Origin of the sequence: Caballeronia insecticola (assembly GCF_000402035.1) — a bacterium.
In the GTDB taxonomy this organism is placed as follows: Bacteria; Pseudomonadota; Gammaproteobacteria; order Burkholderiales; family Burkholderiaceae; genus Caballeronia; species Caballeronia insecticola.
Window position 1 is genome coordinate 604,185 of the sequence record NC_021288.1, and the last position, 25,853, is coordinate 630,037.

Here is a 25,853-nt window from a genome sequence, read left to right on the forward strand (position 1 = left end):
TCAATTCAGCAGGGACATGCGAGGCGAAAATGGCCGACTTTCCGTGTTCGTCGAATTGCGCCCGTCATCTGCGGCCGCGCAGTCAGGCGCTTGCGCTCGAACAGCGCATCCTGTTCGACGGCGCTGCCGCATCGGCCGCCGATCATCAGCATCATGCTGACTCCGCCCATGCCGCCGCCGCGCCCGAAGTCACTCCGGCACCGGACGCGCGCAGCGGCACGGCAACGGCCCCGGCGTCTGCGCCCGCGGCAGCGCCGGTCACCCCCCGTAACCTGGTGGTGCTGGACAGCCGCGTCGAGAACGGCAGCGAACTGCTCGCGCAAATTCCGCCCGGCACGCAGGTGCTCGTCGTGCAACCCGGACAGGACGCCGTCGGCGCAATCTCGTCTGCGCTGGCAGGCATGGGGCACGCCGACTCGGTGCAGATCTTCTCGCACGGCACGGCAGGCCAGTTCACGCTCGGCAATCAGACCTTCACGGGCACGACGCTCGCACAGATGGCCGATGCCCTCGGCACATGGCGCAGCCATCTTGGCCACGACGCGGACATCGAACTGTACGGATGCGACATCGGCGCGGGCGATGCGGGCAAGGCACTCGTGCAGACGCTCGCAAGCACGACGGGCGCAACGGTCGGCGCATCCGACGACGCCACCGGCAGCGCCGCGCTCGGTGGCGACTGGACGCTCGAAGTGACGAGCGGCACGCTCGACAAACCCATCGCGCTTTCCGCCTACGCACTCGCGCACTACGACCACCTGCTCGCCGACGCGAGCCCCACGGTCACGCTCACGACGGCAACGCAGGGCGTCCTGCTCGGCAATCAATTTTCTTTCGATGTCTCGTTCACGAACGCGTCGAGTCAAGTGGGATACGGCCCTTATGTCGATCTCCTGATTCCCGCCACGGGACGCGACGGCAACGACGGCGTCACCTTCGTCTCCGCAACCTATCTCGGCCAGACGGTCACGGCCTTCAACATCACGTTCGATGCCAACGGCCGGGCGGTGCATCCGCTCGCGAAGGATGCGAGCGGCAACCCGCTCGTCGTCAACGCCGCCACCTACGGCCTGCGCCCCGGCGACGCACTCGTGGTGCTCGAACTGCCGTTCGCGAGCGTCGCGCAGGGGCAGCCCGGCATCGCGGTGCAGGTCAACGCGCAGTTGAGCAATCTCGCCGACACCGCGTTCTCCAACAGCAATCCCGACCTGACGATCGGCGCGCGCGGCGGCTTCCAGTTCGGCAACGACTCGCTCGACAACCCCGCGGCGGACCCGACGATCATCGAAGCCACGCTGCGGGACTTCACCGTGCATCCGATGGTCGTGTCGCTGACGCAGACCGTGAACACGCCCAAGGGCGAGACCGTCACCGGTCCGAACTTCGTGCGCACGGAAACCGTCACCTCGACCGCCGCCACGGGACAGACGCTCACCGATGTGGTCGTTAGTCAGGACCTCCCCGCAAACGTTCAAATCACCGCGATCACGCCGGGCGCGGGCGGCACGATCACGTCGCTCACGCTGCAGGACGGGTCGGTCCTGACCAACGCCGCGCTCATCAATGCGGCGATCAACAGCGACACCGTGTTCATCCGTTCGTACTCCGTGGAATACGCAAGCCTCAGCGGTTCGATCGATACCGTGGTCAGCTTTTACGTGCCGCAAACGGATGCGTCCGGCGCCAGCGTGATCGATCCGACCTCGGGCGCGCCGGTGACCATCGCGTTCGGCACGGCATCGGGAAGCGGCCAGTGGGTGCCGCTCGATCCGCGCGATCTCACGCCGCCAAACCCGAGCGTCACCTTTTCCGGCTCGGCCGATGGCACCGGCACCACTTTCGTCGCGAAGGCGGCGACGCTGGAAAAGCAGGTGAGCGAGCAGACCGACCTCGGCACGGCGGGCGTCACGCCCGGCGATACGCTCGCGTATGCGCTCGATATCGCGCTGTCCGACTACTTCGCGCTCGGCAAGACGCAACTCGGCGCGGGGCAGTTCATCGTGACCGATCAACTGGGCGACGGCCAGACGCTCACCGGCACGCCGACGCTCACCTACACGCAGGACGGCGTCACGCACACCATCGCGCTCGTCTCGACACGCACCGTCAACGCGGACGGCACGACTACGCTTGCCTTCGACATCGGTGCGTCGATCGCGGCGGCGGGCGTGCTGCAGCCCGGCGCGCTGGCGGGCGACATCATCTCCGATGGCACCCGGCAAGGCGCGACCACGGCGCGCATCGACTATCTCGCGGTGGTCGGCCAACGCTATGCGACCAGCTACACGCAGAGCGACATCAACGAGGGCGATGCCTTCGGCAATCACGCGACCGTCGCCGCGACGCTGCTGCTCGACCGGCTCAACCTGACGGGCGGCTCGGTAAGCGACGACGCGTCGACGACGAGCAAGGTGCCCACGCATCAGGTCGACATCGCGCTCGTCACGGTCAACGGAGCCACGCCGCCCGCGAGCGGCGAGCTGAATCCGGGCGACGTCGTCACCTTCAGCCTGCGCTACGACCTCGTCACCGGCGACTACGAGCGGTTCTCGATCGCCGCTTATTTGCCGCTGCCGCTCCTGAACGCGACCGGCATCAGCTGGACGCAGGGAAGCGGCGTCGGCCAGTGGAGTTTCGGCGCGGCCAATACGAACGCGGGCGGCCTCGTCGGCGTGAGCGGGGGCAGCGGCAATTCGATCGTGTTCGACTTCGGCAGCTTCGCGACGAACGCGACGAGCGGCAGCACCATCCAGGTTCTTTTCACGATGCGCGTGGGCGATCAGCCTTACGCCGATCAGCGCCCGTTCGACGTGCTCGCGCAATCGAATCAGGTCACGACGATCGCGCACACGCCGCTCGTATCGTCCGACGTGGCCGTGATCGCCTCCGTCGCCGAACCGGTGCTCGATATCCGGCAGGGCGTCGTATCGAGCAGCGACGGCACCGTGTTCGGCACGACCGGAACCTGGAATGCGCCGGGCAGCGGCGGCGTGCCCTTCACGGGCTCGGTGACGGATGTGAGAGCCGTCGACGGCAACGTGAGCGGCATCGACGGCGGCGACACCGTGCGTCTCGCCACCGCGATCAAGAACACGGGCGGCGGCGGCGCGTTCGACGCCTCGACCACGGTCACGCTGCCCGGCGGTCTTCAGTTCGTCGGCGGCAGTCTCGCGGCGGCCGATCTCGCCATCTATCGCGGCAACGGCACGCGGTTGACGGCCGGCGTGGACTACAGCGTGAGCGGCAATACGATCACGTTTCTCGATGCCGGCGGCATCGCGACGCTGATCGCCGGGCGCGCGGGCACGGCGGTGGATCAGGCGGGCGCGAACGTCGTCGTGGTGACTTACGATGCGACGGTCATCGGCGGAATTGCCGCGGGCAGCACGCTGCAGACGAGCGCCGCGCTCACGCGTTACGCGAGCGTCGAGGGCGGCACGGACTTTACGCCGACCGATCTCACCGACACGGCCATCGAGCAGATTGCCGCGCCCATCGTCAGCGTGCAATACGGCGGCGGCACGCTCGACGACGCCGATTCGAGCGCGAGCCACACGGCCGGCAGCGACCTCGTGATCGGCGAGAGCATGACCTACGACATCGTGGTCACGTTGCCCGAAGGCAGCACGCGCAGTCTGCGCGTCGACGACCTGATTCCCGCCGGCCTGCGCCTCGACACGAGCTTCAACGGCGGTCTCGGCTACCAGATCGTCACGACCGCCGCGGGCAGCGCCGCGCTCGCGGCGGACTTCAACGGCAGCGTGAGCGTGGCGGGCCTCGCGGCCTTGTCGGGCCAGCTCGGCGCGGACGGCGCGGGCGCGCGCTGGACCTTCGCGAGCGCGGGCGCGGCCGCCGACAACATCGGCGCGAACGATTCCTTCGTGATCCGCGTGCATCTGGTGGCGAGCAACACGACGGCCAATCAGGCGGGCGTGACGCTCGCCGATTCAGGCCGGCTGGTCTACGGCGATCCGGACGGCGACACGCCCAACGGCGCGGCCGCGCTCGATCGCACCGTCGCGCAGAGCGGCGTGGCGCCGACCGTCGTGATCCGCGAGCCGACGCTGCAAGTCACGCAGACCACGCCCCCGCTGCCGCGCTTCGGTGTCGACGCGGGCAACACGGTCGAGTACGACATCACGATCAGCAACGGCGCGGCCGCCACCGATTTCAACGCGTTCGACGTGAGCTTTCTCGATACGCTTCCGGCGCAACTCGGCAATCTGGCGATTCTCGGCGTCACGTACCAGAACGGCGCGACCAACCACGGCGGCCCGGATTTCGAACTGGCAGGCGGCCAGTTGCGCACGGCGGCGGGCGCGAACGTCGACATCGCGAAAGGCGGCAGCGTGACGATCCGCGTCTCCGGAACGGTGCTCGCATCGGCGGCGAGCGTGTCGTCGTTCGACAACACCGCGACGGTTCAGTGGACGAGCCTCGACGGCGCCACATCAGCCAGCGCCGATCCCGCCGGCGAGCGCACCGGCGCGGACGGCCTGCTCAACGGCGGCGCGCTCAACGACTACCGCACGAGCGCGACGCTCACGGTGCCCGTCGCGCAGGTCGTGAGGATTTCGCGCGTGGGTGGCCTCGCGGACACGCCCGCGCCCTCGCCTACCGACGCACCGGACGAAGGCGTCACGGTTGGCGAAGTGATTCGATACCGCGTGCTCTCGCTGCTCGCCGAGGGCGCGACCAACGACTATTCGCTGCAAATCACGCTGCAGAACGGCCTGCACTTCATCAACGACGGCACGGCGCGCATCGTGTTCATCTCGACCAACGGCATCACGACGGATCTCACCAGTCTCGTCACCGGCGGCACGCTCAACGAAACCGGCAACGAAACGAGTCCCGAGGCGCTGCCGATCACGCCGGACCTGTCGGGCGCCGCGCCCACGGGCGTGATCAACGCGGCGAACATCGGCGTCGTGACCGATGCCAACGGCAACGAGACCATCACGTTCCGGCTCGGCAACATGGTCAACCCGGACAACGACGCCGACCTCGAAGGCATCTCGCTCGAATTCAACACGCGCGTGGCCAATCAGGCGTCCAATGTCGCGGGCGCGGCGCTCACGATGAGCGCCGTCGACCGCTCCGGCGCCAATGTGCTGTCGACCGCGGATACGGTGCGCGAGGATATCGTCGAGCCGAATTTCAGCGGCGTGCAGAAACAGGTCTACGCCTTCGATCCGGGCGTCGGCACGAATGGCGGCACGGCTCAGGTCGATGTGCGCTTCACACAGAGCGGCACGTCACCGGCCTACAACGTCGTGCTCACCGACAGCTTCACCGGCGCGACGGCCTATACGTTCGACCATCTCGTGATCAACGGCACGACCTACACCGCAGCGCAACTCGCGGGCATCGGCGCGGCGGTGGACACGAGCAACGGACTTCGCCTCACCTTCGCCGAACTCGCCGTGAACAGCCAGGTGCAGGTGTTCTACTCCGCCGATGTGCCCAACGCCGCGCCCATCGCACCGACCAACGCGACCCTCACTTGGACCAGCCTGCCCGACAGCTTCACGAACTGGGGCGGCTCGGGCGTCGGCGTCGCGGGCACGGCGGACGGCGAGCGCACCGGCGCGGGCACGAGCCCCAACACCTACGTTCGCACGAGCGCGGCGGGACTCGGCGTGGTGAGCGGCACCTTGTGGGACGACACGGCATCCGCGACGACATCGGCAACGCCCGACGGCCCCGGACTCGCCGGCCAGACCGTCACGCTGACCTGGGCGGGCGTCGATGGCGACCTCGCCACCGCCGCCGACAATCTCGTCTACACCGCCACCACCGACGCGACCGGACACTACGCATTCGGCGTGCTGCCGCTCGGCGTCTACCGGATCCAGGCGCCTACGGGCGCGATCACGTATCCGCAACCGGTCGGCGCGCTCGCGGTGCGCATCGACAGCGACGCGGCCACGCCGCTCGGCACCGTCGGTTTTACGCTCGCGGATGGCGGCACGGCGAGCGCCAATGCGGGCTACGTCGAGCAGAACGATGCGCCCGTCAACGCGCTGCCCGCATCGCCGGCCGGGCTCGAAGACACGACGCTCAGTCTCGCGGGCATCACCGTGAGCGATGTGGACGCGGGCAGCGGCACGCTGCAAGTCTCGCTCGACGTGGTGCATGGCACGCTTTTTCTGAGCGCCCTGCCCGCAGGCGTCACCCAATCGGGCGAGCGCACCGCGACACTCACGCTGACGGGCACGCTCGCTTCGCTCAACAGTGCGCTCGCGAACCTGCAATACCTCGGCAACGCGAACTTCAACGGCCCGGATACGCTCACGGTCAGCACCAGCGACCGCGGCAATTTCGGCGACTTCAACGGCAACGGCATTCCCGGCGAAGCAGCCGATGCGCGCATCGCCACCAGCACGCTGCCGATCACGGTGACGGCGGTCGACGACGCGCCCGTCGCCGTCCCCGATGCGGCGAGCGCCACTGAAGCCGGCGGCAACGCCAACGCGCAGCCGGGCGTCGATCCGACCGGCAACGTGCTCGACAACGACACGGACGTCGATATCGCCACCAACGGCGACGCGCTGCGCGTGGTGCGGGTGAGCAACCAGAGCGGCGCGGGCATCTTCCTGCCGAACACGGGGCGCGGCGTCATCGCCGGGCTGTACGGCACGCTGAGCCTGGGCGCGAACGGCGGCTACCAGTATGTCGTCGATAACGCCAATGCCGCCGTGCAGGCGCTGCGGCTTTCCGGCCAGACACTGACCGAACGGTTCACCTATGTCGTGAACGACAGCGTGAACGCGAGCGCCAGCACGACCCTCACCGTGACGATCCACGGCGCGAACGACACACCTATCGGCATCGACGACACCGGAACGGCAACCGAAGCGGGCGGCGTCGCGAACGGCACGCCCGGCAGCGACGCGACGGGCAACGTGCTCACCAACGACACCGATGTGGACAGCACGGCCAACGGCGAGACGCATCGCGTGACGGGCATCGTGAAGCTGCCCGAAATTGCGGTCGATGCGCCGCTCACGGCCGTCGCCGGGAACACGACGAGCAGCAACGGCACGCTCATCGCGGGTACGTACGGAACGCTCACCATCGGCGCGGACGGCTCGTATCGCTATGTCATCGACAACAGCAACGCGCAGGTGCAGGCGCTCGTCCCCACCGATGCCCCGCTCGTCGATACCTTCACCTATGCGGTGACGGACGCGGGCGGGCTCGCCGATCTTGCCCAGTTGAAGATCGAAGTCCGCGGCGCGAACGACAATCCCGTCGCGAGCGACGACGCGGGCGCGGCCAGCGCCGGTTCGTCCGCCACCGGCGTGAATCCCGTCGATGCGACCGGCAACGTCATCACGCAGGCGAGCCGCCCCGGCACGGCGACGCAGCCGGGCGGCAACGGCATCGACGCGGACGTGGACCATACCGACAATCCGAACACGCTGCTCGTGCTGAACGGCGTGCGCAGCGGCACGGAGACGGCGGGCGGCAGCCTCGCGACGGTCGCGGCGGGCACGAACGCGGCGAACGGCACGATCGTCGCGGGGCTTTACGGCACGCTGCGCATCGGCGCGAATGGTTCGTACGACTACGCGGTGGACAGCGGCAACGCGGCGGTGCGCGCGCTCGCAGCCGGTTCCACGCTCACGGAAACCTTCACCTACCGTATCGCCGATACGAGCGGCCTCACCGATCAGGCGCAACTCGTCATCACCGTGAGCGGCGTGAACGATGCGCCCACGCCGCAGACCGACATCGGCCATGCGGTGGAAGCGGGCGGCGTGAACAACGGCACGCCCGGCATCGATCCGGCCGGCAACGTGCTCGCCAACGACAGCGATCCCGAGCACGACCCGCTGACGGTGACGGCGGTTCGCACGGGCACAGGCACGGTCGGCGCGCCGGGACAGCCGCTGCAAGGCGCGTACGGCAGCCTGACGCTCGGCGCGGACGGCGCGTGGCGTTATGTCGTCGACAATGCCAACGCGCAGGTGCAGGCGCTGCGCACGGCCGCCGACATCCTCACCGAACGCTTCACCTATACCGTCACGGACATCCACGGCGCGAGCGCGCAGGCTGCGTTGGACATCGTGATTACCGGGCAAGACGATGCGCCCGTCGCGCAAAACGATCTGGCAAGCGCGCTCGAAGCGGGCGGCACGCTCAACCAGACGCCGGGCATCGATCCGTCCGGAAACGTGCTTCTCAACGACACGGATGTCGATGCCGCCGACACCAAAGCCGTCGATGGCGTGCGGACCGGCGCCAAAGCCACGCCGGGCAGCTTCGCCGCCGTGGCGGGTGCGACCTCGGTTGCGGGCACCTACGGCACCTTCACGATCAACCCGGACGGCAGCTACACCTACGTCGTAGACAACAGCCTGCCGGCCGTGCAAAGCCTGATCGCAGGCCAAAGCGTGCAGGAAACGTTCACCTACCGCATGCACGACGCAGCGGGCGCGAGCGACACGGCGCAGATCACCGTGCAGATCGGCGGCGCCTTCGACGCGCCCGTCGCGCGGGACGATTTCGCCATCGCTGCGGCCAACAACGGCAATGGCCGGCCCTTCGACGCGGTCGGCAACGTGCTCCCCAACGACACTGACGTCGACGGAACCGACGCGCTTAGTCTCAACGCCGCGCGCGCGGGCAATCTGGGCGCGGGCGTGCCGCTCGCGGCGCTCGCGCCGGGAAGCAGCAGCAGCGTCGAGGCCGCGGTCCTGCAAGGTCAATACGGAACGCTTCTGATCGGCGCGGACGGGACCTATGTCTATCGCGTGGATACGGCCAATCCGACGGTCCTCGCGCTGGGTCCGCTGCAAACGGTCAATGACGTCTTCACGTACCGGGTGCGCGACCGCAACGATCTGACGGACCTCGGGCGGCTCACGATTATCGTGCGCGGACGCAACGAGGCGCCCGTCGCGCGCGACGACGCCGCGACCGCCGTCGAAGCAGGCGGCGCGGACAACGCGACGCCGGGCGTCGATCCGTCGGGCAATGTGCTCGCCAACGACTCGGACATCGACGGCGACGCCATCCACGTAAGCACCGTGCAGGGCGAGAGCGGCGCGGTGGGCACATCTGTGCGGGGCGCATACGGCACGCTCACGCTGAACGCGGACGGCGCCTGGCATTACACGCTCGACAATGCGTCGGCGGCGGTGCAGGCGCTGCGCACGAGCGGCCAGACGCTGCAGGACGACTTCACCTATACGACCGAGGACTTTCTCGGCGCGCAAGGCACGGCACAGCTGCGCGTGACCATCGACGGACGCGACGATGCGCCCGTCGCGCACGACGACAGCAGCACGGCGATCGAAGCCGGCGGCGTGAACAACGGCACGCCGGGACGCGACGCCACCGGCAACGTCCTCGCCAACGATACCGATGTCGACAGCGCCGCCAACGGCGAGACGAAACAGGTCGTGAGCATCGCGAACGACGCGGGCCGCAGCGCGGAAGCAGGACAGGCGCTCGCCGGGCAATACGGCACGCTCGTCGTGAATGCGGACGGCAGCTACGACTACGCGGTCGACAACGCCAACGCGGCCGTGCAGGCGCTGCGCACGAGCGGCGACACGCTCACCGAAACGTTCGCGTACCAGATGCGCGACACGGCGGGCGCGAGTTCGCGGGCCACGCTCACGGTCACGATCCACGGCGCCGACGATACGCCCGCCCCGCATGACGACAGCAACGTCGCGAGCGATCAGACGCCCACGCCGCAGGCACGCGGCAACGTGCTCCCCAACGACGCTGATGTCGATGCGAACGATCATCTCGATGTCGCCGGCGTGCAGTCGGAAACCGGCGCCACCGCGCTGCCGGGACATGCGCTTGCGGGCCGCTACGGCACGCTCACGCTGAACGCGGACGGCACGTACACGTACGCGATCGATCTGACTAACTCGCAAGTGCTGGCCGCCGCCGGGCTTGGCCAGGTGCTCCAGGACACGTTCACCTACACCGTGAGCGACAGCGCGGGTACGACCGCGCAAGCCGCGCTGGTGATCCATCTCGACATTTCGTCGCCTTATATTCCGCCGGCGGGCGCGGGCCCGTACGGGAACCAGGCGCTCGCGACGACGGCCGATTTATATACGGAGCAGGACCTCGTGCCTGCCGTGTTCGTGACGCCCGTCGTCGAGGCGGATGCCGTGCGTTCGATAACGCGCTCGCGCGAGGCGGACGGCAGTCAGGTCGGCTGGCCGCTCGAACCCGATGCGTTCGCGTCGCGCCCCATGCCCGAGCTTCAGCCCGGCGAGTTCATCGGCCGCGCGGTGCGCGACAGTCAACTCGCGAGCACCTTCGATCAGGCGTGGATATTCGGCCGGCACGGACGCGTGAGCCTCGATGCGGACGGCCTGCTCGCCGACCCTTCGGTGTTCGCCGCGCTCGCTCACCATCTGACGGACGGCATGCATCCGCCCGCCGACAAGGAGGCCGCAAAGACCGCGCAAGTCTTCGCGTCGCAATTGCACGAAGCCGCGCGCAAACTGCCCGCCATCCGAGGCAGAACGGCCAGCCGCTAGCTCTCGAACGAGGATTCGCGCCATGCCACGACATCAGCCGCATCTGTCCGGAGCCTCGGCGGCCCTTGCACTGTGCGTCCTCGCGGGCTGCTCGTCGCTTCAGCCGCAACCTGCGACGACCGACCAGATCCGCGACCGCGTGGTCACGGACCAGCTCGCCATGTACGACGCGCAGGAGCCGGTCAAAGGCCCCATCACGTTCTATCAAGCCTCCGCGCGGGCGTTGAAGTACAACCTCGACTACCGCCTCAAGCTGATGGAAAGCGCGCTCGCCGCGAATCTGCGCGATGTCTCGACCAACGCGCTCTTGCCGCAACTCGTGGCGTCGGCGGGTTATTCGTATCGCAGTAACGACTCGGGCGGCACGTCGATCGGCATCGAGGATCGGCAGGTGAGCTTGCGGCCGTCCACATCCGAGCAGCGCTATCACGAACTCGTGTCGCTCGGCATGACGTGGAACCTGATCGACTTCGGCATGGCGTACTACCGCACGCAGCAACGGTCGGATCAAATGCTGATGGCCGAGGAGCGCCGCCGCAAGGTCGCGCAGAACGTGCTTCAGGACGTGCGCAATGCCTACTGGCGCGCGCTGTCCGCGCAGCGCCTGAAACCCGAGGTCGATCAGTTGATCGCGCGTACCCAGTCCGCGCTGCGCAATGCGCACGAGGCGCAGGACAAGGGGCTCATGCCGCGGCAGGACGTGCTCGCCTATCAGCGCGCGCTGCTCGACGCCATTTCGCTCCTGACCGTGCGCCGGCAGGATCTGGAATTCGCGCAGGCCGAACTGGTCGCGCTGATGTCGCTGCCGCCCGGCACGCCGCTCGTGCTCGCCGATACCAACGACGGCGCGCTGCCGCTGCCGCCGCTGTCCACGCCGCAGCCGACGCTCGAACTGATCGCGTTGCAGAATCGCCCGGAAATCATGGAGGAGTGGTATCGCAAGCGGGTCAACGAGAACGACATCAAGATCGCCAAGGCTCAGTTGTGGCCGAACATCGGCATCGACATGAACGTGAACTACGACTCCAACACGTATCTCTACAACAACTACTGGGCGGCGGTAGGCGTGCGCGTGTCGCTGAACCTGTTCCGCCTGCTGCAACTGCCCGCGCTGAACGAGCAGGCGGTCTCGCAGGAGCAAACCGACAACCTGCGGCGCATGGCGCTTTCGATGGCGATTCTCACGCAGGTGCGCATCGGTTCGCTGCGCTATCAACTCGCGTTGCAGGAACTGAGCTTCGCCGACGACAGCCTGCGTGTCGATCACGATCTGCTCGACTACGCCAACGCGGCCCGCACGGCGTCGATCGGGTCCGAGCTGGAAGTGATCCGCGCCGAAGGGCGTTATCTGCTGTCGCGCTATCTCCGCGAGGCGGCGTATTCCGACTGCCAGTCGGCGTGGGGACGGCTCTACAACTCGCTCGGCTACGACGTCATGCCCGATGCCATCGCGAAAGACGATGTCGATACGCTCGCGCTCGAAATCAAGCGCACGATGACGCGGCAGGAAGAATATCTGCCGAGGCTTCCCGCCCCCGATTCGGCGGCGCCGCTCGCGCCGTTCGGACAGATGTCGCCGCCCGCGCCTTCGATCGAGCAACCGGTTGGCGCCCACCCTGCCGGAGCGAGCGATGCGATATCCGTGCGCTGAACGCTTTCTCCTTGCGGCGCTTTTGCTTTTCGCGCTGCCATGGGCGCACGCCGCAAAACCCGCAGGCGAAAATCTCGACGATCCCAACGCGATCCGCGTGCTGCTTGCGCCCAGTCTCGAAACCACGCTGTCGAGCGAGATGAACGGCACCGTCACCGATTTGCGCGCGTCGCTCGGCAAGACGATCGCGAAGAACGCCGTGATCGCGCAGATGAACTGCGCCGAAGTGCAGGCGCGCGCGAGCGTCGCGAAGGCGGAACTCAACATGGCCACGCAGAATCTCGCGGCCAAGCGCAGCCTGCGCGAACTGAAGGCCGCGGGCGACATCGAGGTTGCCATGGCGTCCACCGATGTCGAAAAAGCCAAGGGCGCGCTCTCGCTGGCGAAAGCGCAACTCGGCTATTGCCAGGTGATCGCACCGTTCAGCGGACGTATCGCGAAGGTGTATGTCAAGCCGTATCAGACCGTCAGCGCGGGCACGCCTATCGTCGATCTGGTCAGCGACGGCGCACTCAAGGTGCGGCTGAACGTGCCGTCCGCGCTGCTCGTCAGGCTGCGCTCGGGCACCCGGCTCGACATCACCATCCACGAAACCGGCAAGACGTATCCGGCGCACGTGAGCGCGGTCAACGCGCGTGTCGATGCGGTCGCGCAGACGGTCGAACTCGAAGCGCAACTCGACGGCGCGCCGCAGGACCTCGTCGCGGGCATGAGCGGCGTCGCAAGGATTCCGGCGAATCCATGAACGAACCGCGATGAACGAACCCTTTCCGCCCGCGCCGCTGCTGCTCTATCTGGACGCGCTGCGCGAGCGCGCGATGGCGGCCGAATCGGTCGACGCGCTCGCGTTCACGATGGCCAACGATCTGCACGCGGTGCAGCCCTTTCGACAGGCGCTCGTGTTCGCCGATCGCGGCAAGCATTGCGAACTCGTGTGCGCGTCCGGTCTCGCCGCGCCCGCCGAGGATTCGCCTTACCTCGTCTGGCTCGGGCGCGCGAGCGCGTGGATCGCGGCGCAGCTTGCCGGCGACGAACCGCAGTGGTTCGCCCGCGACGCCGTCGATCCGCCGCCCGATATCGCCGATGGCTGGGCCGAATGGTGGCCGAAGGGCGTCTGGTGCGTGCCGGTGCATGCGCCGAACGGCAAACGGCTCGCGCTGCTGTTCGTGCTGCTGGACGATCCGCCCGCCGAAGCCTTCGCCGCCGTGCTGCGCGGCACGGTCAGGACGTGGGGCTACTGCTGGTGGTCGCTCACGCGCCGCAGTTTGCGCTTCGGCTGGCGGCCGTCGCGCCGTCAAGTGCTCGTCACGTGCGCGGCCGTCGCGCTGGTGCTGTTCATTCCGGTGCGGCAAACGGTGCTCGCGCCCGCGGAAGTCGTCTCGGGCAACGCGCGCATCATCAGCTCGCCGATCGACGGCGTCATCGCCTCGCTCGCCGTGCGGCCCAATCAGCGCGTCGGTGCGGGCGCGCTGCTCTTCTCGCTCGACGAAACCTCCCTAAAAAGCCGTGTCGACGTATTGCAAAGACAGGTCGCCGTCGCCGATGCCGAACTCACCGCCGCGAGCCAGCGCGCCTTCGACAATGCGCAGAGCAAGAACGAACTGACCGTGCTGAACGGCGTCGCGGAACAGCGCCGCGCGGAACTCGCCGCGGTGACCGCGCAGTTGCAACGCACGCGCGTTTTCGCGCCGGAAAGCGGCGTGGCGGTGTTCAGCGACCCGAACGACTGGATCGGCAAGCCCGTCGTGACCGGCGAACGCATTCTGCAACTCGCCGATCCGGGCAAGCCCGCGATCCTGATCCATCTCGCCGTCGCGGACGCCATCGCACTCGATCCCGGCGACGAAGTCACGCTCTATCTAACCGCGTGGCCGCTTGCGCCGCTGCACGGACGCATCGTCGAGACGAGCTACGAAGCGAAGACGACGGAGGATGACATCGTCGCGTACCGGCTGCTCGCAAGCGTCGATGACGACGCGAACGCACGCGAGCATGCGCGGCTCGGCCTGCACGGCACCGCGAAGCTGTACGGCCGGCCGGTGAGCCTTGCGTACTATCTGCTGCGACGCCCGCTCGCCGCGCTGCGCGCCTGGACGGGACTGTGATGAACATCGATCCCGACGCGCCCTCGCCCGCCCTGCGCGACGACCTGCGCCTCTCGGAAGCATCGCCGGGAAGGAATGGCGAGCCCGCGTGGGTGATTCAGGATATCGTCGTGAACCGGTTTTATCGCATCGGCTGGCTGGAGTTCGAATGTCTGCTGCGCTGGGACAGGCCGCCCGCGCAGATATGCAGCGAGATCGAACGGGAGACGGCGCTGCGGCCCGTGATCGAACAGGTGATCGCGTTCCGGGCGTTCCTCGAACGGCATGGACTGCTCAAGCCGACGCCCGACACGCTCGCCCGCCTGCGCAACGCCCGGCGCGCGCAGTGGTTCACGTGGCGCTGGTGGCTGCATCACTATCTGTTCTTTCGCATTCCGCTGGTGCGCCCGCAACGCTTTCTCGCGTGGCTTGCCAAGCGCCTCGACTGGCTCTTCACGCCGGCCACGCCGATTATCGTCGTGATTGCGAGCGTCGTCGGCATCGTGCTCGTGCTTCAGCAATGGGATGTGTTCACGAAAGCCGTGGTCGAATCGTTCTCCGTCGAAGGCATGCTGAGTTTTGCGCTTGCGTTGATCGTCGCGAAGACGTTGCACGAGATGGCGCATGCGATCGTCGCGACGCGGCTCGGCTTGAAGGTCGCGCATATGGGCGTGGCGTTCGTCGTGCTATGGCCGATGCTCTACACCGACACCGGCGAAAGCTGGAAGCTCAAGCGCGCGCGCCAGCGGCTCGCGATTGCGTCGGCGGGCATTCTGTGCGAACTGTCGCTCGCGGGCCTCTCGACGCTGTGCTGGGCGTTGAGCGATCCGGGCCCGCTGCGCAACGCGTTCCTCTATCTCGCGACGACCAGTTGGGTGCTCTCGCTCGCGCTCAACGCGAGTCCGTTCATGCGCTTTGACGGGTACTTCATTTTGTCGGATCTGCTCGATTTTCCGAACCTGCATTTTCGCGCGTCCGCACTCGCGCGCGTGAGCCTGCGCCGCGCGATTCCCGGCCTCGACGATCCATGGCCCGAACCGTTCGGCGTTACGCAGCGGCGTCTGCTGATCGCGTTCGAGTTCGTGACGTGGCTTTATCGGCTCGTGCTGTTTCTCGGCATCGCGATTACCGTGTATCTGTTCTTCTTCAAGCTGCTCGGCATTCTGCTGTTTGTCGTGGAAGTGAGCTGGTTCATCGCGCTGCCGGTGTGGCGCGAGCTTGGCTACTGGTGGGCGAATCGTCGGCGCGTGACGCATGGGCGTCGACTCGTGCTCGCGATGTTCGTCGCGGCCGCGCTCGTGTTGCTCGCGCTGCCCTGGCGCACGCAGATTCACGCGGATGGCGTCGCGCGAGCCGAACACGTATTGCGCGTGTTCGTGCCGTTTCCCGCGCGCATCCAGACGATTCGGCCAGCCGGCCCGGTGGATTCCGACGCGACGCTGATGGAGATGGACGAACCCGATATCGCCGCGCGCATGCGCCGCAGCGAAGCCGGCATTCGCGGCTACGAGGGTCGGCTCGCGGGTCTCATCGCCGATGCGAACGGGCTCGACCAGCAGACCTCGGTGCGCGAGCGTTTGCGCGTGCAGTACGAGGAAACCGCCGCGGCGCACTCGGAGATCGCGCGGCTGAGCTTGCGCGCGCCGTTCGCGGGCCTATGGACCGACGTCGATCCGCAATGGCGCGCCGGGCAATGGATCAATCCGAAGATGCCAGTGGGCGTGCTGATCGATCCGCGTAGCTGGCAGGTCGACGCCTTCGTCAAACAGGACGAGGTTCAGCGCATTGCTATCGGCGACACGGCGCGCTTCTATCCGGTCGGACAGGTCGCGCCGATTGCGGGGCGCGTGCTCGCCATCGACACCACGCGCGTGCGCCAGCTCGATCATCCGATGCTCGCGTCGCGCTACAAGGGGCCGCTTGCCGTGTCGTCGGAGCGTGGCGCGCTGATTCCCAATCCGGCGCTGTTCCATGTTCTCGTCGCGCTCGATGCGCCGCCCGTCAACTTGTGGGAAACGCGCGGTCAATTGCAGATCGACGGCGCGCGCCGAAGTCTGCTGATCGAAGGCGGCACGCATGTGCTCGGCGCGTTGATTCGGCAGAGCGGGTTTTGATGTGGCACGACAGACTTGAATGTGTTGCCGGTCGACATGATCGGCAAGCGCGCGAGATCGTGAAGATCGGCGTGTTTTACGAAACAGCAGACGAGACGCTTCTTGCCAACGGTTTTGCTCCGAACCGTAACGGTGGAAATCAGGGCTTTCCGCGAAAACCAGCCTGAATTTAACTGCTCCCACATCGTATGAAGTCGATGCTGCGGCGCCATGCGTTTCAGGCGCCTGGACCCCTCGTAACGGCGTACCATTGGAACACGGCAGAAAGGTGCAACGGTTACTCGTGCTGGCACGTCTGCCGCGCCGTACGGCCTATGGCCACCGTTCATCGGATATCAAATTTAGGGCTGCAAATCCACTGATGAACCCGCAAAGCTCCTGCGCAGTGCAGTTCAGTTCAGTTCAGTTAAGTTCGATCGCATCGCCTGCCGTTCACCCGGAATTGGCTGGAATGAATGCTACCTTGAGGAAGAAAACTGGTCCGGTAAGACCTAAACGAAATCCCATGCAGCCAGTTTGCGATGCTGGCCAGCGCCCTAGGCGAAGACTCAATTGGCGCGGCGAGTACATCGGCTGCCGCAGCCCTAGGGAGTAAATGTTCATGAAGACACTGATATTACTGGCATGCGTAATGCTGTCCACGAATGCGTTTGCAGAATGTGCGACGAACGCCCGTGGCGAGACCGTCTGCGGCAACGGGCAGTCGGCCGGCGGCTATAACCGGAACACCGGTACGGCCTGGACGTCGCAGACGAACCAGAATGGAGTGCATACGACACAAACCAACCGGGGCGGCGAAGCTCAGACGAAGAACGGCAAAGGCGTGGTTCACGGCCCCGGCGGAAAAAACTGCTACCGGACCGCTAATAGTCACGGTTGCAATTGACGACTGGTGGGCAGCCAGCGTCACGTTCACCTCGATGGGCCGCTGCGAGTACCGAAACGTCGACGGATCGACGATTGGAGTGACGCCAGCGGCTCGGCGGTCCGCAAGTGGGTTGAGGCGGATGACCGGACCTGTTCGAAGCCGGAAAGTGCGATGTCGAAACACAGCGCTTCGGAGCGCTCGGGACCTTGAACTTCCGTAGTCGACCCGTATCCCCCGGTCACACTGAGATATTGAACGGCCGGTATCGGATGTGGAAACACCTTCGAGCGACGCTGTGTGGGACAGCAGGGCGACAGCAGTTGCCTCGCCAATTGTCGATCGTGCGAATCCCGAGATGTGACCGACCATCAAATGACCGACCATCAAATGCGTCAGCCATTCGAGCGTTTGAGCCGCATCGCAACTGAAAATCGCGCGGCGGGGTGAACGCTGACCGATACCTCGAAACTCTTTCCCTCCGCGTCGAGATAGCGCCGAACGATCTCGAGCGCCGCCGTCCCCTGCTCCACGCGCAGCCGCTTTGCCATCTCCTCCGACACCAGCACCGCCTGAATCCCCTGCTGGATCTCCGCGATGCTGTGCCCGTAGCGCTCCTCGATCAAGTCGCTGATCAGGCGGTCGGGCTGCTCGCGTGCGGTATCCGCCACGTTCGCATACTCGGGCGCGATGTACACGTCCGTCCATCCCACCGGCGTGCGAGCGTTTCCGCCATCGATGCGCAGGCTCGAAATGCGCAGAAACCGCGTCCCTTCCGCGCATTGCAGCGTCCCGGCGAGATCGCGGTCCGCAGCGATCACGTCTGTCGATTGCATGAGCCGCAAGTGCTCGGCTCCGAACTGGGCCAGATCGTCCACGGAGGCAAGCGTCGGCCGGAATTCATTCCGCGGGCGCGCCGACTCGACACGCGTTCCCGCGTTCTTGCGACGTGAAACCAGCCCCAGTTGCTGAAGCTCGTGCAGCGCCGCGCGCACCGTATGGCGACTCGTGCGGTAGTGATCCCGCAGTTCCAGCTCGGTCGGAAGGACAGTGCCAACGGGATAACGCCCGGAAGCAATCGCTTCAGTGAGTTCGCGCGCGATCTCCGCGAAGTGGGGTCGATTCATTGTCCTGTCTCTGAGAGTGTCTTGTTCTTTGGCTACGGGTAAATCATAGCTTGCCTCAACATGTTCGAACATAATAACCTGAATATGTCCGGACTTATTGAAGCCATTTTTTGCTTGGTCCGCCCCTACAGTTCGATATTTTCGAGGTCGCAATGACACATGTCACCGTTCCGATGGCCAGCACCGTGGTCGATTCCATCCTGTTTCGCGACGCCTTCGGAACCGCCAAGATGCGCGCGCTGTTTTCCGATCACGCGCTGGTTCAACGCTATATCGACGTCGAGGTTGCGTTGGCGAAGGCAGAAGCGCGCGTGGGCGTGATTCCGGCCGATGCGGCCGACGTGATCGCGCGTGAGTCGACGATCGAGCGCATCGATTTCGATCACATGCGTGAAGAGACCGATATCGTCGGTTATCCGATCCTGCCGCTGGTGCATCAACTGGTCGAGATGTGCGGGGACGCGGGCCGCTACGTGCATTGGGGCGCGACGACACAGGACATCATGGACACGGCGGTCGCGCTGCAAGTACGCGACGCGCTCGAATCGATCGATGGCGATATCCGCGAACTGCGCACGATTCTCGCGACGCTGGCGAAGAAGCATCGCGACACGCCGATGGCCGGCCGCACACACTTGCAGCAAGCATTGCCGGTGACGTTCGGCTACAAGGTCGCCATCTGGCTCGCGATGTTCGATCGTCATCAGGAACGCCTCGCGCAGATGCGCGAACGCGTGGCCGTCGTCGAATTCGCGGGCGCGGCGGGCACGCTCGCATCGCTCGACGACAAGGGCTTCGAAGTGCAAAAAGCGCTCGCCGAGGAGCTGAAGCTCGGCGTGCCCGCGACGACATGGCACGTTGCGCGCGACGGTTTCGCCGAAGCCGTGAATTTGCTCGCGCTCGTTACGGGCTCGCTCGGCAAGATCGCGCTCGACATCATGATCATGGCGTCGACCGAATTCGCGGAAGTCTACGAGCCCTTCGTCAAGGGACGCGGCGCGAGCAGCACGATGCCGCAGAAGCGCAATCCGATCTCGAGCGAACTCATGCTCGCCGCAGCGAAAGCCGTGCGACAGCACGCCGGCCTGATGGTCGACGCCATGATTCAGGACTTCGAGCGCGCCACCGGTCCGTGGCATGCGGAATGGATCGCGATTCCCGAAAGCTTCATCCTCACGGCGGGCGCGTTGCATCAGGCGAAGTTCGCGCTCGGCGGTCTCATCGTCGATGAAGCGCGCATGAAGCACAACCTCGGCATCAGCAAGGGTTTGATCGTCGCGGAAGCCGTGATGATGGGCATGGCGCCCTACACCGGACGTCAGCAGGCGCACGACATTGTGTATGACGCCTGCCGCACGGTGAACGAGCAAGGCGGCACGCTCGCGCAAGCGCTCGCCGCACTGCCCGAAGTCACGAAGCACTTCGATCGTGCCGCGATCGACCGCATGACCGATCCCGCCAACTATCTCGGCCTCGCGCCGCAGATGGTGGACCGCGCCATCGCGCTGTCGAGCGAAATCTGAACCTACAGAACATGGAGGAGCACGCGATGCAAAACGAACACGCATCACACGACGGCGCTTTAGTCGCGGCGAAGAAAAAACTGCCGTGGTATCGCAAGCTCGGCATGCAGGTGCTTCTGGCGCTCGCGATCGGCATTGTGGTCGGCTTGTTGTTCCCGAAGTTCGGCGCGCAACTCAAGGTGCTGGGCGATATCTTTCTCGCGCTCATCAAGGCAGGCGTCGCGCCGCTCGTGTTCCTGACGATCGTGCATGGCATCGCTTCGGCGGGCGACGTGAAGAGCGCGGGGCGCGTCGGCTGGCGCTCGATCGTCTATTTCGAAGTCGTCTCGACACTCGCGCTCGCCTTCGGCCTTCTCGCGGGCAACCTGCTGCAAATCGGTAAAGGCATGACTGGCGTAACGGTCGGCGCTGTGCCCACGGCGGCGTCCAAGGCCACGCCACAAGGCTTCACCGAGTTCGTCATGCATATCGTGCCGGACAACTTCGTCGGCGCGTTTGCGAAGGGCGAGTTGCTGCAAGTGGTTGTGCTCGCGGTGATGGTCGGCATCGGCATTCTCGCGATTCCCGAGCGCCGCCGTGTGCGCATCAACGAAGGGCTGGATCTCATTTCCGAAGTGCTCTTCTCGTTCATCAATCTCGTGATGAAGTTCGCGCCGCTCGGAACGCTTGGTGCGATCGCATTCTCGGTGGGAAGCAACGGCACGGCCGTGCTGATCGCGCTCGCGCAGCTCGTGCTGAGCTTCTATGCGGTCGTCGTGCTGTTCATCGTCGTGGTGATGGGCGTGATCGCGAAGCTCGCGGGCTTCAGCCTGTGGCGCTTTCTGCGTTATATCAAGGACGAGATTTTCATCGTGCTCGGCACGGCTTCGTCCGAGAGCGCCCTGCCGCGTCTTCTGATCAAGCTCGAACGTCTCGGTTGCGCGAAGCAGACCGTCGGTCTCGTGTTGCCGACCGGCTATGCGTTCAATCTCGACGGTACATCGATCTTCATGTCGATGGGCGTGATGTTCATCGCGCATGCGTACGGCGTGCCTATCACGCTGGATCATCAGATCGGCATTCTGCTGCTGATGCTGTTGACGTCGAAAGGCGCGGCCACGGTGTCGGGCGGATCGTTCGTCGTATTTGCGGCTACGGTCACTTCGACGGGCATTCTTCCCGTCGAAGGGCTTGCGCTGATCTTTGGCGTGTACCGCTTCATGTCGATGGCCATTGCCACCTGCAATACCATTGGCAATAGCCTCGCCACGGTCGTGATCGCCAAATGGTCGCGGACCTTCGATGCAAGCATTGCGGAGCGACATCTGTATCCCGAGCGCTATCCTGAAACCGCGCAGGCCGATGAAAGCCTCGCGGACGGCAATCTGCTTCCCGAAGACATGAGCGACGCGAATCCGCATCCTCACGGTATCCCGCTCAAAAGCGCCCGGAACGCGCCTTGATCCGAATGCGACATCTCCACAACGCGCGGAGATGTCGCGCCTCGCTCAACTCAAACTTTCGAGACTGTGCCACTTTCTATGATCACGCCATCGCGAATCGAACATGACGCATTCGGTCCCGTCGAGATTCCGTCGGATCGATACTGGGGTGCACAGACGCAGCGTGCCCTCGGTTTATTTGAGATCGGTGAAGAACGCTTTCCGACAGTGCTGATAAGCGCGTTCGGTCTGCAAAAATGCGCGGCAGCGCAGGCCAACGTTCGGTGTGGTGTGCTCGCGCAAGAGATTGCCTCGGCGATCGAGAAGGCGGCGCTCGAGCTGCACGAGGGAAGATGGGACGACCATTTTCCCTTGACGATCTGGCAGACGGGGTCCGGCACGCAAACCAACATGAACGCCAACGAGGTCATCGCAAACCGGGCAAACGAGTTATTCGGCCAACCGCTCGGGACCAAGAGTCCGGTGCACCCCAATGATCACGTCAACCGCTCGCAGTCATCGAACGACAGCTTTCCGACAGTGATGCACGTGGCAGCCGCGATCGAGTTGAGGGGACGTTTGCGGCCCGCGCTGGAAGAACTTCGATCAGCGCTTGCTGAGCGCAGCCATGCCTTCGCCGACGTCGTAAAGGTCGCTCGCACGCATTTGATGGACGCTGTGCCGATGACCATGGGGCAAACGTTCGGAACATTCGAGCGCCAACTGTCCAATGCACTGGCTCGTATCGACGATGCCTTGCCCCGGCTCTTGATTCTGCCTCAAGGCGGCACGGCTGCCGGCACGGGGCTGAACGCGCCTGAAGGCTTCGACACATTCTTTTGTGCGGCGCTCGCAGACGTTACCGGTTTGTCGTTTGTCCCGAGTACCCATAAGTTCGAAGGCATGGCGGCTCATGATGCTCTAGTGGAACTATCGGGCGCGTTGAACACGATCGCGACGTCGCTACTGAAGATCGCGAACGACATCAGATTGCTCGCTTCCGGTCCTCGCTGTGGTCTCGGCGAATTGTTGATTCCCGATGACGGACTGACTTCTTCGATCATGCCGGGAAAGCGCAATCCGACGATCGCAGAAGTGCTCGTCCAGGCGTGTTTGCAGGTTATCGGTAACCACCAGACGATCACCCTGGCGAACGCATCCGGAAACTTCGAACTGAACGTCGCCAAGCCGGTACTTGTCTATAACCTGCTGCAGTCGTTGCGTGTGCTCGCTGATTCAGTCAACATTTTTGCGAGGCGCCTGGTACGTGGCATTGAAGTGAACCGAGAACAACTCGCGAGCAACGTTGACCGATCGCTGCTCGCAGTCACTGCCCTCAATCCGATACTCGGCTACGACCGCGTTGCACAGATTACGGCAAGAGCGTTTCGCGACCGCGTTACGCCACGCGAGGCAGCGGTCGCGCTCGGATTTCTCGATGGCGATGAATACGACCGACTTGTCGATCCCGCCGCGCTCGCCGCCGGTAGCGCTTCGAAGCGGTAGATCGGTGCTCGTCCGCGCTGGCGGGCGCGGGTGAAGCAAAAAGTTGCTTGCCGCGTGATGCCGGAGACTTTGAACGTCAGATATCGAGAGTGAATCAGCCGCTCGAATGGCGGCTATGCAGTACCGACGACCGGCAAGAAATAGCCGGTTGCTGCAGATGGCAGTACGGGCACCCCGCATCTCCGGCGACCTCGGCCCGAACTTTTGGACCCGACCCACAACTGCCGGTCGCTTTGTCTGGGGTTCAACGGCGGCTAGCTGAGTGTTCCGGTCAGCCACACACGCTTTCCGGTGGCAGCGATTCGGCCTCAGCGGGCATTGAGCCACGAAGCTCCGGTGTCTGCTCATGTTTCAACAGAGGGCGATCGGGATCGCGTTTCCGGCCAACAACTACGATGGCCGTGATCGGCAAGCCAGAGGTGATGCATACTTGCGTCGCCAGAAGCGGCCAGATCGTGTTCGCAAGTCTAAGCAGTTCCGTAAAACTCGGGCAAAATGAGAGCAACAAAAAAGCCCCACATCGGGGCTTCTCATCTTCTACTGAGGGCCTTGCTTCAATAGGACGAAGGCATACCGGCGGCCTAGGAACCACCAATTTTTTCTCGGTCATCCTCTTCTCAGTTGAGCCACCATGCTCGCTCGTCAGTAGCAAAAGACAGCATCAATACGGTCTTGATCAACCATAGCTACTTCGTCCCCGCAGGCTTAAGAAAGCCAATTGCAACGAGATAGTGCCGATATACCATTCCCGCAAGATTCTCTCCCGCCCACACCTTGATTGCATGACCGGATAGACCAATTTCGTTGAGCAAGGTCATGTGATACAAGTATCCAACAACCTCATTTTTGAGACTCGTGTCACGTAGGAATGAGGCAGACGCCGTGCGTGATCTCAGTCCGCCATAATGAGCTATATCGTTTCTCAGATGGGCGCATGTCGTGGCAAACGTCTTCAGCAGATCATGATCTATTCCGATGGGTAGTGCGGTGAATAGTTCACTCAGTCGCTCAGCTAAGCTAGGCTCACAGGCATGCACTAGCTTCCCTCTGATCCACCGCCTATCATCAGATTTCCCGACTTGTGTCACGATACGGTCTATCTTTTCCTGCAAGGCACCGGTCACCGGTTTATCACCATACTTAGTGCGATGGAATGACTCAAGACCTTGGATAAGATTGCTGAAGTGGTTTTCCACATACATCTTTGCGTCGCGCTTGGTGGAAAGATAGTAGAAGAACCCAGGGCCGAATGCTTCGCGTTTCTCCCTCCAAGCACTGTAGATGTCACCAAATTGAGATTTGATCGCATCAAATTTAAGAGGCAGCTCATGTAGTTCTGGAGCTTTGGCGATCCCACCAACCCTCCTAAAGATGAGGGTGTAGATTCGTTTGCCTTTGGACAAAACTACACTGGGCCACTTCAGTTGATAGCTTGACCCGCTGAGCACCGTGAACAGGTCTTGAAGATGAACGAACTCCTCTCTGACTTCTTCCACTTGAAATGACCGAGACCGGCGAAGCGTCAAAGTCATCAGCTCACGAACCGATGCCTTAAAGTGATGCATTCCATCCAGACCATCGACCTCAGTGCGTTTCTCAAAAGCGAGCCGACCAAAAGGTGTTTGATATACCTGTCCCCTATATTCATCAAGGCGAACACGAAATGTTCGCCTCGTAGATGAATATTTCAGCGTGCCGTGGACCAGCCAGTTTTCTAGGCCGGTAAGATTTAGTTCGATTTTTGAGAAAGTCGGAATAGTCCTGTTGCTTGGGAAGTCCGTCTCCCCCAACAAACACATCGTTGCAAGATACCGCTCCCACGTGAAACGGTGTGAGTGAAATTGACCGCCACTGTAGACGGCATCGACTAAGATGACGCGTCTTCCCGAAGTCTTCAAAATGCCTTGAATAGCTCGAGGCGTCTCCTCACCTTTTTTCCGTCCCAACACACGGGTTATTCCGTGACCTGCGTCCTTACGGGGGAGTACGCTATCAAGCTCAAGATTAATCTCACCGCTCTTCTTAATTTTGAGGCGACCAGTGACACCATTCTCAGACGCAAAGTGGTCGGCAGGATACGCTTCATCACGCCACCAAAAATACCCCGGCTCGTCCAGTTCCAATTCTTCCATCGTCGTCATGCCCGAATCCTTCTCCCGCAGTCAGAAGCCTTTCGATTTCGCTTGCTAACACCACCACTTCCATGACAGGTCAATCGCCATGCAAAAATTATTTAGATGTTAGCGTCAGCCCGTTTTTTACTCAAACTAGAGCGTGTTTCCTTCACTCTTGCCGAGAAGTGCCAATCACCGAAAAGTGGAACCACCGACTCACGGCCAGAGAGGTGGGTTGCTCCACGTCGTGGGCTTGACCTATTCGTTTCAGAGTAAAGCACGGTAGGCTACGACAATGTCGGCTCTACGCTGTTCATCTGCCGTCGAGCGATAGTTAGCGGAATGACCGAGCGAGCGTCCGTCCGCTACGATTGAATGGCCGGTTACGGTGCGTAGCCGACGCCTGAACGTCCGATAGACGACGCATGTGAACGACGCTTCTTGGCCAACCTGTGCCTACGACCAAGCGACTGCACGCCGCCACAGCCTTGCCGCCCGTAGACTCCAAATACGCCAATGAAAGCGCGCTTTTTCACTCACCGCAGCCCTGCGCGACCATCACATCATTCCACCCGCTCCTCCACATACCACTTCAACACTCATAATAAATCGCCAGCCAAACGCTTCGCTCCTCCCCATGCGTCCACGCAACCCGATGCCGACAATGCGGCTCGATCAGCACATAATCGCCGGGGCGCATCTCATGCAGCATCGCGTCCTCCTCGAACTCAAGCGTAGCCGCGCCCGACAGCAAGACAACCCACTCCGCCCGCGAGTCGTCGTACCAGAAGCCTTCGGGACTCGCATGGCCCATCGACACGATTCGCTCTACATTCAAACGCTGACCAGCGACGAGCATGTCGATCCGCTCGTCGCTATCGCGCTTCGATTCGACGCCGAACAGGTTTCCCGTTTGCAGTTGCATGGC

The 25,853-nt window shown here is 64.0% G+C and carries 12 protein-coding genes and 1 pseudogene; 10 read left to right on the top strand and 3 right to left on the bottom strand.

Going from position 1 to position 25,853, the window contains the following annotated elements; translation table 11 throughout:
- Positions 1-29 precede the first annotated feature (29 nt).
- From BRPE64_RS23450 to BRPE64_RS32440, 7 genes and pseudogenes are all read left to right on the top strand, one after another.
- Positions 30-10,520 (top strand): VCBS domain-containing protein, encoded by a 10,491-nt coding sequence (locus BRPE64_RS23450; RefSeq protein ID WP_051180527.1) that lies wholly within the window; start codon positions 30-32, stop codon positions 10,518-10,520.
- Positions 10,521-10,542: 22 nt separating this feature from the next.
- Positions 10,543-12,171, top strand: a complete 1,629-nt coding sequence (locus tag BRPE64_RS23455; RefSeq protein ID WP_084675810.1) for a TolC family protein — start codon at positions 10,543-10,545, stop codon at positions 12,169-12,171.
- Entirely contained in the window at positions 12,152-12,916 is a 765-nt protein-coding gene (locus BRPE64_RS23460; RefSeq protein ID WP_044043129.1) for an efflux RND transporter periplasmic adaptor subunit, read from the top strand. Before BRPE64_RS23455 ends, BRPE64_RS23460 begins: the two co-directional genes overlap by 20 nt.
- A gap of 10 nt (positions 12,917-12,926) precedes the next feature.
- Positions 12,927-14,276 carry an efflux RND transporter periplasmic adaptor subunit gene (locus tag BRPE64_RS23465; RefSeq protein WP_016347384.1) on the top strand — a complete coding sequence of 450 codons (1,350 nt, stop codon included), beginning with the start codon at positions 12,927-12,929 and terminating at the stop codon, positions 14,274-14,276.
- Positions 14,276-16,369: an HlyD family efflux transporter periplasmic adaptor subunit gene (locus tag BRPE64_RS23470; protein WP_044042918.1), complete on the top strand. Its 2,094-nt coding sequence runs from the start codon at positions 14,276-14,278 to the stop codon at positions 16,367-16,369. Before BRPE64_RS23465 ends, BRPE64_RS23470 begins: the two co-directional genes overlap by 1 nt.
- A gap of 41 nt (positions 16,370-16,410) precedes the next feature.
- Positions 16,411-16,536 (top strand): annotated as a pseudogene (locus BRPE64_RS33800) (3-keto-5-aminohexanoate cleavage protein); the annotation flags it as partial.
- A 434-nt stretch (positions 16,537-16,970) separates the two neighbouring features.
- Entirely contained in the window at positions 16,971-17,255 is a 285-nt protein-coding gene (locus BRPE64_RS32440; protein ID WP_084675843.1) for a hypothetical protein, read from the top strand.
- Between the two features lie 374 nt (positions 17,256-17,629).
- Here the strand turns inward: BRPE64_RS32440 and BRPE64_RS23475 are convergent, their stop codons facing one another.
- Complete coding sequence (locus tag BRPE64_RS23475) at positions 17,630-18,361, bottom strand: GntR family transcriptional regulator (protein ID WP_044042919.1); 732 nt, start codon at positions 18,359-18,361, stop codon at positions 17,630-17,632.
- A gap of 152 nt (positions 18,362-18,513) precedes the next feature.
- Between BRPE64_RS23475 and BRPE64_RS23480 the strand changes: the two genes are divergently transcribed.
- From BRPE64_RS23480 to BRPE64_RS23490, 3 genes are all read left to right on the top strand, one after another.
- A complete protein-coding gene (locus BRPE64_RS23480; RefSeq protein ID WP_044042920.1) occupies positions 18,514-19,884 on the top strand; it encodes a class-II fumarase/aspartase family protein in 1,371 nt (456 codons plus the stop codon).
- 26 nt (positions 19,885-19,910) lie between these two features.
- Positions 19,911-21,326, top strand: coding sequence for a cation:dicarboxylate symporter family transporter (locus tag BRPE64_RS23485; RefSeq protein WP_044043131.1), 1,416 nt, complete (start codon positions 19,911-19,913; stop codon positions 21,324-21,326).
- A gap of 78 nt (positions 21,327-21,404) precedes the next feature.
- Positions 21,405-22,811 (top strand): class II fumarate hydratase, encoded by a 1,407-nt coding sequence (locus tag BRPE64_RS23490; RefSeq protein WP_016347389.1) that lies wholly within the window; start codon positions 21,405-21,407, stop codon positions 22,809-22,811.
- Positions 22,812-23,497: 686 nt separating this feature from the next.
- On the opposite strand, the gene BRPE64_RS23495 is transcribed toward BRPE64_RS23490, so the two are convergent.
- Both BRPE64_RS23495 and BRPE64_RS23500 read right to left on the bottom strand, forming a co-directional pair.
- Positions 23,498-24,952 carry an ApeA N-terminal domain 1-containing protein gene (locus tag BRPE64_RS23495; protein WP_016347390.1) on the bottom strand — a complete coding sequence of 485 codons (1,455 nt, stop codon included), beginning with the start codon at positions 24,950-24,952 and terminating at the stop codon, positions 23,498-23,500.
- Between the two features lie 565 nt (positions 24,953-25,517).
- On the bottom strand, positions 25,518-25,850 hold the full coding sequence (locus tag BRPE64_RS23500) for a cupin domain-containing protein (protein ID WP_044042921.1): 333 nt from the start codon (positions 25,848-25,850) through the stop codon (positions 25,518-25,520).
- Positions 25,851-25,853 lie beyond the last annotated feature (3 nt).